Here is an 11796-nt window from a genome sequence, read left to right on the forward strand (position 1 = left end):
CAGGGGCAAATGGCGCCCCACCCTGCCGCACCAGATTATTGAGGAGCTCGCATGACCAAACAAAACGCCTTTACCCGGGAAGACCTGCTGCGCTGCAGTCGCGGCGAGCTGTTCGGCCCAGGTAATGCGCAACTGCCCGCCCCCAACATGCTGATGGTTGATCGCATCACCCACATCAGCGAAGGCGGCGGCAAGTACGGCAAAGGTGAATTGGTCGCCGAGCTGGATATCAATCCAGACCTGTGGTTCTTCGCATGTCACTTCGAAGGCGACCCGGTAATGCCAGGCTGCCTGGGCCTCGACGCCATGTGGCAGCTGGTCGGTTTCTTCCTCGGTTGGCAGGGTTTGCCGGGCCGTGGTCGTGCATTGGGCTCCGGAGAAGTGAAATTCTTCGGCCAGGTGCTGCCAACTGCAAAGAAAGTCACCTATAACATTCAGATCAAACGCGTCCTCAAAGGCAAGTTGAACCTGGCCATCGCTGATGGCTCGGTCACTGTCGACGGTCGCGAGATCTACACCGCCGAAGGCCTTCGGGTCGGCGTCTTTACCTCCACTGACAACTTCTAAGGGTTATCCGCATGCGCCGCGTCGTTATCACTGGTCTGGGCATCGTTTCGTGCTTGGGCAATGACAAAGAGACCGTCTCCGCCAACCTGCGTGCAAGCCGCCCTGGCATCCGTTTCAATCCGGAATATGCCGAAATGGGTCTGCGTAGCCAGGTTTCCGGCTCCATTGACCTCAACCTCGAAGAACTGATCGATCGCAAGATCTATCGCTTCGTCGGCCATGCGGCAGCTTATGCCTACCTGGCCATGAAAGACGCCATCACCGATTCGGGCCTGACCGAGGAGCAAGTCTCCAATCCGCGCACCGGCCTGATCGCCGGCAGCGGCGGCGCGTCGACCCTCAATCAGATGGAAGCGCTGGATATCCTGCGCGAAAAAGGCGTCAAGCGCGTCGGTCCGTATCGCGTTACGCGGACCATGAGCAGCACGGTTTCAGCCTGTCTGGCCACGCCGTTCAAGATCAAGGGCCTGAACTACTCCATCGCCTCTGCCTGCGCCACCAGTGCTCACTGCATCGGCAACGCCATGGAACAGATTCAGATGGGCAAGCAGGACATCGTTTTTGCCGGCGGTGGCGAAGAAGAGCATTGGAGCCAGTCGTTCCTGTTCGACGCCATGGGCGCACTGTCCAGCCAGTACAACGAAACGCCGGAAAAAGCTTCCCGTGCCTACGACGCCAAGCGTGACGGCTTCGTCATCGCGGGCGGCGGCGGCATGGTCGTGGTCGAGGAGCTGGAACACGCTCTGGCGCGCGGCGCGAAGATCTACGCCGAAGTCGTTGGCTACGGCGCGACGTCCGATGGCTACGACATGGTTGCGCCAAGCGGCGAAGGCGCCATCCGCTGCATGCAGATGGCCCTGTCGACTGTGGAAGGTCCGATCGACTACATCAACACTCACGGCACTTCGACTCCGGTCGGTGACGCGAAAGAGATGGAAGGCGTGCGTGAAGTGTTCGGCACCAACGCTCCGGCCATCAGCTCCACCAAAAGCCTGTCCGGTCACTCCCTGGGCGCCGCCGGCGTTCATGAAGCGATCTACTGCATGCTGATGATGGAAGGCAACTTCATGGCCGGTTCCGCCAACATCGACGAGCTGGACCCGGTCGTCGCTGATATGCCGATCCTGCTCAAGACCCGGGAAGATGCAAAAATCGACCAGGTCATGAGCAACAGCTTCGGCTTTGGTGGCACCAACGCCACGCTGGTGATGAAGCGCTGGCAGGGCAAGTAATTCGCCCCGTTTCGCAGCTGTCAGAAAGGCGCCTCTCGAGGCGCCTTTTTTGTTGGGTCGATCCAGCCTATGCAGGTAGGATATTTCCTTTGCATGCGCGCCCAGCCGAGAAACCCTGATGCTCACGATCAAACCCCGCGCCGAAGACGTCGAAGGCCAACCCATCCTGCGCCCGCTGCCCTCGGCCAAATGCCGCAGCGTCGGGCCGTTCGTGTTTTTCGATCACATGCTGGAAACCGCCTACGCGCCAGGCACCGGCATGAACATTCGCCAGCACCCGCATATTGGCCTGTCGACCCTGACATACCTGTTCGAAGGCCGCCTGCTGCACAAGGACAGTCTCGGCAGCGACCAACACGTCCAGGCGGGAGAAGTCAGCTGGATGACCTCAGGCGCAGCCATTGCCCATATCGAACGCACGCCCGACGATCTGCTGGCCAGCGGCTCCCGGATGCACGGCCTGCAAGTCTGGCTGGCATCACCCAAGGCTTTTGAATCTGGCGCAGGTCATTACAGCCATCATCCGGCCAGCAGCCTGCCGGTCAGCGATGAAATGGGCATCCAGATTCGCATGATTGCCGGCAATGGTTTTTGCCTGACCTCGCCGGTGCCCGTGCTGTCACCGACGCTGTACGCCGAACTGCACATGCAAACCGCCACGACGCTGTTGATCCCCACTGAACATGTGGAACGGGCGCTTTATGTGCTCAGTGGCGATGCGTCATTAGATGGCGAAACTGTAGAAACCCGCAGCCTGATCGTGCTTGATTCAGGCCAGGAAGTGACATTGTGCGCGGACAGCGAATGCCACGCAGTAATCATCGGCGGCGCCCCGCTGGACGGCCCACGGCGCATGAACTGGAACTTCGTCGCCAGTGATCCGGCGTTGATCGAAGCCGCCCGCCAGCGCTGGGCAGCTGGGGACTGGCCAACGGTGCCGGGGGAAACGGGCAGGATTGAGTTGCCCTGATCTGAACTTGCTGTAGGAGCACACGGCGGGAATCAATCAGTCCTTGAACACTTCATCCAGCAAATTATGCATCGACGCGAACGCACGTTTTGCGGTCCTGGCGTCGTACATCATCTTGCCTGGCGTCTGAGCTTCGGGATCGGTGAACGAATGCACCGCGCCGCCGTAGCTGGTCAGCTGCCAATCGATGCCGGCTGCATCCATTTCGGCTTCGAAGGCGGGCAGTTGCTCTTTCGGGACCAGAGGATCGGCAGCACCGTGCAGCACCAGTACCGAGCCTTTGATGTTGTTGGCATCAGCAGGGTTCGGCGTGTCCAGCGTGCCATGGAACGACACGGCGGCTTTCAGATTGGCGCCGGCGCGAGCCAGTTCCAGTGAGCAGCAACCACCGAAGCAGAAGCCGAACGTGGCGACCTTGTCGGCATCGACCGGCGCATCGGTCTGGCTCAGCAGTTGCTCAAGAGCCGCCTGCATACGCTTGCGCAGTTCAGCACGGTCATTCTTGAGGGGCATCATCGCGGCGCCGGCTTCATCGCCGTTCTGCGGACGAGTGCCCTGCCCGTACAGATCGATCAGCAATACCACATAACCTTGCTCGGCCACGGACTGGGCGATTTTCTCGGCGCCTTCGCTGACACCCATCCAGTTCGGCGCCATCAACAGGCCCGGACGCGACGACGCGTCGCCGGAGTCAAATACCAGACGGCTTTCGTACGGCTGGCCATCGATCTGATACACCACGGAACTCACAGTAACGTTGCTGCTCATCGCTGACTCCTCAATCATTGAAAGAAAAATGCACGTACCAAAATCAGAAAACCCGCCGAAGCGGGTTTTTGTAACACGTCGAGTTAAACCGACAGTTCAACGAGCAGCTTGTTCAGCCTGCGCACGTAAGCAGCCGGATCTTTCAGGCTGTCACCTGCGGCCAGTGCCGCCTGATCGAACAGGATGTGCGACAGATCACCGAAACGCTCTTCGCTCTGCTCGGCGTCCAGCTTGCCAATCAAAGGGTGAGCCGGGTTGAATTCGAAGATCGGCTTGGAGTCCGGAACCTTCTGCCCGCTGGCTTCGAGGATCTGACGCATTTGCATGCCCAGATCAGCTTCGCCAATGGCCAGGATTGCCGGAGAGTCGGTCAGGCGATGGGAAACCCGCACTTCACTGACAGACTCGCCCAGCGCGGCTTTCAAACGCTCGATAAGACCTTCCTTATCCTTGGCGATTTCTTCCTGAGCCTTCTTGTCCTCTTCGGAATCAAGCTTGCCCAGATCCAGATCGCCGCGCGCCACGTCGACAAAACCCTTGCCGTCAAAATCGCTGAGGTAGCTCATCAGCCACTCGTCGATGCGATCGGTCAACAGCAGCACTTCGATGCCTTTCTTGCGGAAGACTTCAAGGTGCGGGCTGTTTTTGACCTGGGCGTAGGTCTCGCCGGTCAGGTAGTAAATCTTGTCCTGACCTTCCTTGGCGCGAGCCAGGTATTCGGCCAGGGCAACGACCTGCTCGCCGCTCTCTTCGTGGGTCGAAGCGAAACGCAGCAGGCCGGCGATTTTTTCCTTGTTGGCGAAATCTTCTGCCGGGCCTTCTTTCATGACCTGACCGAAGTTCTTCCAGAAACCCTTGTATTGCTCCGGCTCGTTCTTCGCCAGTTTTTCCAGCATGTCCAGCACACGCTTGGTCAGCGCGGACTTCATCGAGTCGATGATCGGATCTTTCTGCAGGATTTCCCGGGACACGTTCAAGGACAGGTCATTGGAATCGACCACGCCCTTGATGAAACGCATGTACAGCGGCAGGAACGACTCGGCCTGATCCATGACGAATACGCGCTGCACGTACAGCTTCAAGCCACGCGGCGCTTCACGCTGATACAGGTCGAACGGAGCACGGGCCGGCACGTAGAGCAGCGAGGTGTATTCCAGCTTGCCTTCAACCTTGTTATGGCTCCAGCTCAGCGGGTTCTCGAAGTCGTGGGCAACGTGTTTGTAGAATTCCTGGTATTCCTCGTCCTTCACTTCAGTGCGGGAACGGGTCCAGAGTGCGCTGGCGCGGTTGACGGTTTCCCATTCAACGGCCGGTGCTTCTTCGCCTTCGGCAGCGGCCTGTTCTTTGGGCAGCTCGATCGGCAAAGCGATGTGATCGGAGTACTTCTTGATGATGTTGCGCAGACGGTAACCGTCGGCGAATTCATCTTCAGCGCTTTTCAGGTGCAGGACGATACGTGTACCGCGCTCGGCCTTTTCCAGGGTAGCGACTTCAAACTCGCCTTCACCCTTGGAGGACCAATGCACGCCTTCGCTGGCTGGCGCGCCCGCGCGGCGGCTGAATACTTCAACTTGATCGGCAACGATGAACGCCGAATAGAAGCCCACGCCGAACTGACCGATCAGGTGTGAATCCTTTTTCTGATCGCCAGAAAGGTTCTTCATGAAATCTGCAGTGCCGGATTTGGCGATGGTACCCAGATGGGTGATCACATCTTCCCGGCTCATGCCAATGCCGTTGTCTTCGAGGGTGACGGTTTTCGCGTCCTTGTCGAAGCTCACACGGATTTTCAGCTCGGCGCCGCCTTCAAGCAGGTCCGGTTTGGACAGTGCTTCGAAGCGCAGTTTATCCACGGCGTCAGAGGCGTTCGAGATCAATTCGCGAAGGAAAATTTCCTTGTTGGAATACAGCGAATGGATCATGAGGTGCAGCAGCTGCTTTACCTCGGTCTGGAAGCCCAGGGTTTCCTTTTGAGTTTCCACACTCATGGTCATCAAACTCCAATCAGATGGCAAAGCCACCAGACAAGACGTTCATCTGTGTCGGGCGGCGGGTAGTCATCAAAGTGGGGGGCTGGGACCGGGATTTCAAGGGCGCGCAATTGAGCTTCGGCGATTCTTCGACCCCGCCGCTGCGGTGAACGCCCCACAGAGACGAAATCCCAATGATTTTCTCGGAATAAGGCAGCGCCGGCGTCATGCCATTTGGATTGGCGTGCATGACGGCCCGTACCGAAACCGGACAATCCGGCAACGCCACAGGGAAACGCCTGACACGCTCAAGTACCACGGTTTCACGCCTGCGCGGCGTTCATTTCCCGGCTGCGGAGGTTGCCAATTGCTTCGGTGCCGTCGCGGATTCGACGCGAAGCCCTTGATACGCAAACACAATCTATCTGAACGATGGCTGGAACTTAATGAAAAGCCCGATGCTCGAAGGCTCGTAGATATTCAATAAGGAGAAACACCCCATGCGCAAATCTTTAGCTTATGCCTTGATGCTTTCTGCCACTTTGGGCCTTGCCGCCTGTGACAAGAAGTCCGAAAACACCCAGCAAGATGCCAACAAAGCTGCACAGCAATCCCAGGAGTCGATGGAGAAGGCTCAGGATAAAGTGAACGACGCCGCTAAAGAAAGCCAGGAAGCTGCACAGAAAAATGCAGAAGCCGCTCAAGAGCGCGCAAAAGAAGCCAATGGTCAGGCCCCGGCGCCAACCACGACCAAGTAAGCTGAGAAGTTTTCAGATAATAAAGCCCGCAATTGCGGGCTTTATTAGTTTCTGGCAGATGATTTTCAGGTCGCGTATCGGTTAATCACGGCTTTTCGCACACCTGTCATGCCAGCGCTTCGCTGGGTTTGCCCAGCGCACGATCGACCACGAACGCAACGACCAACATCATCAACGACGGCACCAGCCAGGCCAGGCCCTGATCGCTCAATGGCAGGTTCGCCAGGGTGTGCGGCATGCTGTCGGCAAAACCTGCGCCTTTGATCGCATCGATGACGCCAAACACCGCGGCTACCAGCATGACTGGCGCGACGATGCGGCTCTGGGATTGCCAGAAATCCTTGCAGAAGCTCAGGGCCACAAGAACGATGCAGGGCGGGTAAATCGCCGTCAGCACCGGTATCGAGAACATGATCAGCTTGGTCAGGCCCAGATTCGATACCAGCAATGAGAACAACGCCAGAATCAGCACCAGTGCCTTATAAGACAACGGCAGCACCTGACTGAAATACTCGGCACAGGCGCAGGTCAGGCCCACGGCGGTCACCAGACACGCCAGGGAAATCAATACCGCCAGGAAACCGCTGCCCAGGGAACCGAAGGTGTGTTGCACGTAAGCATGCAGCACCGCCGCGCCGTTGCTCGCCCCCGCTGCCACCGCATGACTCCCGGAACCGAGGCGGAACAGGCTGATGTAGACCAGGGCGAGCCCTACCCCGGCGATCAGGCCGGCGATGATCGCGTAACGGGTGATCAAGGCGGGTGACTCGACTCCGCGTGAGCGAATCGCATTGACGATGACGATTCCGAAAACCAGCGCGCCCAAGGTATCCATGGTCAGGTAACCATTGATAAAGCCTTGGGAAAACGGTGCCGCAGCATAGGCAGGCTCGGCAATCCCGACATCCCCGGCAGGCAGCGCGAAGGCTGCAATGCCCAACACCGCAAGGGCGAAAATCTTCAACGGTGCCAGAAAGCGGCCCACCGTGTCGAGCAGACGCCCCGGATACAGGGACACCCAGAACACCACCGCGAAATACGCCAGGCTGTAGAGAAACAACGCCATGGGGCTGTCGCCTGTCAGCGGCGCGAGGCCTACTTCAAACGAAACAGTGGCCGTGCGCGGCGTCGCGAACAGCGGGCCCACGGCCAGATAGCACACGGCTGCGAGAATGCCGCCAGCGACCCTGCCAATCGGGCTGCTCAACGCATCCATCGCGCCACCGACCTTGGCCAGAGCGATGACCGTGATCACCGGCAAACCTACCGCAGTGACCAGAAAGCCGAGCGCCGCCATCCACACATGGGGACCGGCCTGCAAACCAACGATCGGGGGGAAGATGATATTGCCAGCCCCGACGAACAGGGCAAACGTCATAAAACCAAGTGCCAGGATATCCCGGCCTTTCAACACTTTCATCAGAAGGAAACCACACATTCAAATCGGAATTTAGAGGAGATTTCCCGGCGGATAAGGGAAATGCTGTCAGCCCTTATAGGACCGACCTGACTGCGCCGTGACTCCTTGTGAGAACCAGCCTGCACAAAATGGCGGCTAGCCTAACCAATTTGCGTGCTTTTTGCACTGATAGAGGGCGCTAGGCCGATGAGCGCACCTTTTACGAACGCCTTCGCGGGCAAGCCTCGCTCCAACAAACGCTTCATCCATAACGCACAAAGGCCACCCGAAGGTGGCCTTTGTCGATTGCTCGAATCAGATAAGCAGAAGCTTACTTGACAGCCCAACCCGTCAGCTCAGCCAAAGCCTTGCCGATGTCAGCCAGGGAACGCACGGTTTTCACGCCAGCGTCTTCCAGTGCTGCGAACTTCTCGTCTGCAGTACCTTTGCCGCCGGAGATGATTGCGCCAGCATGGCCCATGCGCTTGCCCGCAGGGGCAGTCACACCAGCGATGTAGGAAACAACCGGCTTGGTCACGTGTGCCTTGATGTAGGCAGCCGCTTCTTCTTCAGCCGAACCGCCGATCTCACCGATCATGACGATCGCTTCGGTCTTCGGGTCTTCCTGGAACAACTTCAGGATGTCGATGAAGTTGGAACCAGGAATCGGGTCACCACCAATACCAACGCAAGTCGACTGACCGAAACCGGCGTCAGTAGTCTGCTTCACAGCTTCGTAAGTCAGGGTGCCGGAACGCGACACGATGCCTACTTTGCCTGGCAAGTGAATGTGACCTGGCATGATGCCGATCTTGCATTCGCCCGGAGTGATCACGCCTGGGCAGTTAGGCCCGATCAGGATCACGCCCAGCTCGTCGCACTTGACCTTGGCATCCAGCATGTCCAGGGTAGGAATGCCTTCGGTGATGCACACGATCAGCTTGATGCCGGCGAATGCTGCTTCAAGGATGGAATCCTTGCAGAAAGGAGCAGGAACGTAGATGACGCTGGCAGTGGCGCCAGTGGTTTCTACCGCTTCTTTCACAGTGTTGAACACTGGCAGGTTCAGGTGCGTGGTGCCGCCTTTGCCTGGTGTCACGCCGCCAACCATTTTGGTGCCGTAGGCAATGGCTTGTTCGGAGTGGAAAGTACCCTGCGAACCGGTGAAGCCCTGGCAGATTACTTTGGTGTCTTTATTGATCAGGACGCTCATTACTTGCCCTCCGCAGCTTTGACAACTTGTTGAGCAGCGTCGGTCAGGCTGGTAGCTGCGATGATGTTCAAACCGCTTTCTGCCAGTACTTTAGCGCCCAGTTCAGCGTTGTTGCCTTCAAGGCGAACAACAACCGGGATTTTAACGCCGACTTCTTTCACTGCACCGATGATGCCTTCGGCAATCATGTCGCAACGAACGATGCCGCCGAAGATGTTGACCAATACTGCTGCGACATTGCTGTCGGACAGGATGATCTTGAACGCTTCGGTAACGCGTTCCTTGGTTGCGCCGCCACCAACGTCGAGGAAGTTGGCAGGTTTGCCGCCATGCAGGTTGACGATGTCCATGGTACCCATGGCCAGGCCAGCACCGTTGACCATGCAACCGATGTTACCTTCCAGCGCCACGTAGTTCAGTTCGAACTTGGCAGCATGGGCTTCACGTGGATCATCTTGCGATGGATCGTGGAAAGCCTTCAGCTTTGGCTGACGGTACATGGCGTTGGCGTCGATGTTGATCTTGGCGTCCAGGCAGTGCAGATCGCCGTCAGCCTTGATCACCAGCGGGTTCACTTCCAGCAGAGCCAGGTCGTGGTCCTGGAACAGCTTGGCCAGACCGGTGAAGATCTTGGCGAACTGGGTGACCTGCTTGCCTTCCAGACCCAGCTGGAAAGCCAGATCGCGACCCTGGAATGGCTGAGCGCCAACCAGTGGATCGATAGTGGCTTTGAGAATCTTCTCAGGAGTGTCGTGAGCGATTTTCTCGATGTCCACGCCACCTTCGGTGGAAGCCATGAACACGATACGACGGCTCGAACGATCCACTACAGCGCCGAGATACAGCTCTTTAGCGATGTCGGTGCAGGACTCAACCAGGATCTTGGTCACTGGCTGGCCGTTGGCGTCGGTCTGGTAAGTCACCAGACGCTTGCCCAGCCACTGCTGTGCGAAGGCTGCCGCGTCTTCTTTGCTGCGAACCAGCTTGACGCCGCCCGCTTTACCGCGACCACCGGCGTGAACCTGGGCTTTGACAACCCATTCAGTGCCGCCAATCTTGTCGCAAGCTTCTGCTGCTGCTTCCGGGGTGTCTACTGCGTAGCCTTTGGAAACTGGCAGGCCGTATTCAGCGAACAGCTGTTTACCCTGATACTCGTGAAGATTCATGCTTATTACCGTCTTCGTTAGGTACTGCGCATTCGGTGCTGCACGTCTGGCGTGCCGCACCACCTGTGACCGCTACTCCCGGCGGCCCCGAAACCTGTCATACCGCGTGGGTCCGCCAGGTTTCAGAGAACACCTCAGAGGTCGAGTCCGGCGGACATTCCGCGGTGAGTCTTGCTCGCAAGGCTCACGACGGGCAGTCCGTCGTGGTTTCTCTTATTGTCTTAGCGTTTTTTGCGGTTCTGGATGTGGATGGCACCGCCATTCACAGCCAGAGCAGCTTCATGCAATGCTTCGGACAACGTCGGATGGGAGAAGACCATCATGCCGATGTCTTCGGCACTGCTGCCGAATTCCATCGCGATCGCGCCCTGCTGTACCAATTCCGCAGCGCTGGGACCAATGACGTGAACGCCCAATACGCGATCAGTCTTGGCGTCAGCGATGATCTTGACGAAACCGCCAGTATCGTTTGCTGCCATTGCGCGGCCGCTGGCTGCGAATGGGAAGGTGCCGACGTTAACTTCAACGCCTTCAGCCTTCAAGGTCTGCTCGGTTTTACCAACCCAGGCGATTTCCGGATGGGTGTAGATAACCGAAGGAATCAGATTGTAGTTCATCTGGGCCTTGTGGCCCTTGATGCGCTCGACAACCATGATGCCTTCTTCCGAAGCTTTGTGGGCCAGCATCAGACCACGAACCACGTCACCGATTGCATAAACACCAGGCACGCTGGTGGTGCAGAAGTCGTCGACGTAGATGAAACCGCGCTCATCCAGGTCCACGCCGCTGTCCGCAGCCAGCAGGTCAGTGGTAACAGGACGACGACCAACGGCCACGATCAGGCGGTCGAAAGTGATCGACTGCTCGCCCGCTGCGTCGGTGTAGCTGACAACCACTTCTTCACCGTTGACCTTGGAACCGGTCACGCGAGCGCCCAGCTTGATGTCCAGGCCTTGCTTGGTGAAGGTCTTCAAGGCTTCTTTGGATACAGCTTCGTCGGCAGCCGGAATGAATTTTTCCAGCGCTTCCAGAACAGTGACCTGAGCGCCCAGACGGGCCCATACAGAACCCAGTTCCAGACCGATAACGCCCGCGCCGATAACGCCCAGACGTTGTGGAACCTGTTGGAATTCCAGGGCACCGGTGGAGTCGACGATGACTTTCTGATCGACCGGAGCCGGCGGAATGTCGATCGGACGCGAACCCGAAGCCAGGATCACGTGATCCGCTTCGATGATTTCAACGGTGCCATCAGCGGCGGTCAGTTCGACTTTCTTGCCGGCCAGCAGTTTGCCGTGGCCTTGCAGGGTGGTCACGCCGTTGGCCTTGAACAGGCTGGCAACGCCGCCGGTCAAGCCTTTGACGATGGTGGACTTGCGACCCACCATGGCTGGGACGTCCATGGACACATCGGAAGTCGAGATGCCGTGGATCGCGAAGCCATTCTTGGCTTCGTAGAATTTCCAGGAGCTGTCGAGCAGCGCCTTGGAAGGAATGCAACCCACGTTCAGGCAAGTACCGCCGAGGGCCAGTTTGCCCTCCTTGTCCTGATATTTCTCGATGCAGGCAGTCTTGAGACCAAGTTGCGCGGCCTTGATGGCGGCTACATAACCGCCAGGGCCAGCGCCAATCACTACCAAGTCGAATTTCTGGGACATAACAAAGAGTTCCTCTTTAGCTGCGAGCTTTGAGCTGCGAGCTGCAAGCCGGTCTGCGGTGCATTGCAGAGCCGACTCGCGACCTATTGATTTGA

At 58.0% G+C, this 11796-nt stretch carries 10 protein-coding genes; 4 read left to right on the forward strand and 6 right to left on the reverse strand.

Features of this window, described 5'->3' with window-relative positions:
* The first annotated feature begins 51 nt into the window (after window positions 1–51).
* The 3 genes from fabA to CFII64_RS03155 all read left to right on the forward strand — a co-directional run bounded on the left by fabA (window position 52) and on the right by CFII64_RS03155 (window position 2769).
* Window positions 52–567, forward strand: a complete 516-nt coding sequence (gene fabA, locus CFII64_RS03145) for a 3-hydroxyacyl-[acyl-carrier-protein] dehydratase FabA (RefSeq protein WP_020289312.1) — start codon at window positions 52–54, stop codon at window positions 565–567.
* 11 nt (window positions 568–578) lie between these two features.
* The gene (gene fabB, locus CFII64_RS03150) at window positions 579–1799 is read left to right on the forward strand and encodes a beta-ketoacyl-ACP synthase I (protein ID WP_020289313.1); all 1221 of its coding nucleotides are present in this window, start codon (window positions 579–581) and stop codon (window positions 1797–1799) included.
* Window positions 1800–1917: 118 nt separating this feature from the next.
* Window positions 1918–2769 (forward strand): pirin family protein, encoded by an 852-nt coding sequence (locus tag CFII64_RS03155; protein WP_020289314.1) that lies wholly within the window; start codon window positions 1918–1920, stop codon window positions 2767–2769.
* A gap of 36 nt (window positions 2770–2805) precedes the next feature.
* Here CFII64_RS03155 and CFII64_RS03160 read toward each other — a convergent pair whose 3' ends face one another.
* Both CFII64_RS03160 and htpG read right to left on the reverse strand, forming a co-directional pair.
* Window positions 2806–3537 (reverse strand): dienelactone hydrolase family protein, encoded by a 732-nt coding sequence (locus tag CFII64_RS03160; protein WP_020289315.1) that lies wholly within the window; start codon window positions 3535–3537, stop codon window positions 2806–2808.
* A gap of 83 nt (window positions 3538–3620) precedes the next feature.
* Window positions 3621–5525, reverse strand: coding sequence for a molecular chaperone HtpG (gene htpG / locus CFII64_RS03165; protein ID WP_020289316.1), 1905 nt, complete (start codon window positions 5523–5525; stop codon window positions 3621–3623).
* 482 nt (window positions 5526–6007) lie between these two features.
* Here htpG and CFII64_RS03170 point away from each other — a divergent pair, with 482 nt between their 5' ends.
* Window positions 6008–6265 carry a hypothetical protein gene (locus tag CFII64_RS03170; protein WP_020289317.1) on the forward strand — a complete coding sequence of 86 codons (258 nt, stop codon included), beginning with the start codon at window positions 6008–6010 and terminating at the stop codon, window positions 6263–6265.
* Window positions 6266–6371: 106 nt separating this feature from the next.
* Here CFII64_RS03170 and brnQ read toward each other — a convergent pair whose 3' ends face one another.
* From brnQ to lpdA, 4 genes are all read right to left on the reverse strand, one after another.
* Complete coding sequence (gene brnQ / locus CFII64_RS03175) at window positions 6372–7685, reverse strand: branched-chain amino acid transport system II carrier protein (protein WP_020289318.1); 1314 nt, start codon at window positions 7683–7685, stop codon at window positions 6372–6374.
* A 310-nt stretch (window positions 7686–7995) separates the two neighbouring features.
* Window positions 7996–8877, reverse strand: coding sequence for a succinate--CoA ligase subunit alpha (gene sucD / locus CFII64_RS03180; RefSeq protein WP_020289319.1), 882 nt, complete (start codon window positions 8875–8877; stop codon window positions 7996–7998).
* Window positions 8877–10043 (reverse strand): ADP-forming succinate--CoA ligase subunit beta, encoded by a 1167-nt coding sequence (sucC, locus tag CFII64_RS03185; RefSeq protein ID WP_020289320.1) that lies wholly within the window; start codon window positions 10041–10043, stop codon window positions 8877–8879. The genes sucD and sucC overlap by 1 nt, the downstream gene beginning before the upstream one ends.
* 221 nt (window positions 10044–10264) lie before the next feature.
* On the reverse strand, window positions 10265–11701 hold the full coding sequence (gene lpdA / locus CFII64_RS03190) for a dihydrolipoyl dehydrogenase (protein WP_020289321.1): 1437 nt from the start codon (window positions 11699–11701) through the stop codon (window positions 10265–10267).
* Between the last annotated feature and the right edge of the window lie 95 nt (window positions 11702–11796).

This window comes from Pseudomonas sp. CFII64 (assembly GCF_000416235.1).
In the GTDB taxonomy this organism is placed as follows: domain Bacteria; phylum Pseudomonadota; class Gammaproteobacteria; order Pseudomonadales; family Pseudomonadaceae; genus Aquipseudomonas.

Excerpts from the sequence above, each read along its gene's own strand:
- fabA (WP_020289312.1), top strand. The coding sequence starts at position 52 with ATGACCAAACAAAACGCCTTTACCCGGGAAGACCTGCTGCGCTGCAGT.
- fabB (WP_020289313.1), top strand. The coding sequence starts at position 579 with ATGCGCCGCGTCGTTATCACTGGTCTGGGCATCGTTTCGTGCTTGGGC.
- CFII64_RS03155 (WP_020289314.1), top strand. The coding sequence starts at position 1,918 with ATGCTCACGATCAAACCCCGCGCCGAAGACGTCGAAGGCCAACCCATC.
- CFII64_RS03160 (WP_020289315.1), bottom strand. The coding sequence starts at position 3,537 with ATGAGCAGCAACGTTACTGTGAGTTCCGTGGTGTATCAGATCGATGGC.
- htpG (WP_020289316.1), bottom strand. The coding sequence starts at position 5,525 with ATGAGTGTGGAAACTCAAAAGGAAACCCTGGGCTTCCAGACCGAGGTA.
- CFII64_RS03170 (WP_020289317.1), top strand. The coding sequence starts at position 6,008 with ATGCGCAAATCTTTAGCTTATGCCTTGATGCTTTCTGCCACTTTGGGC.
- brnQ (WP_020289318.1), bottom strand. The coding sequence starts at position 7,685 with ATGAAAGTGTTGAAAGGCCGGGATATCCTGGCACTTGGTTTTATGACG.
- sucD (WP_020289319.1), bottom strand. The coding sequence starts at position 8,877 with ATGAGCGTCCTGATCAATAAAGACACCAAAGTAATCTGCCAGGGCTTC.
- sucC (WP_020289320.1), bottom strand. The coding sequence starts at position 10,043 with ATGAATCTTCACGAGTATCAGGGTAAACAGCTGTTCGCTGAATACGGC.
- lpdA (WP_020289321.1), bottom strand. The coding sequence starts at position 11,701 with ATGTCCCAGAAATTCGACTTGGTAGTGATTGGCGCTGGCCCTGGCGGT.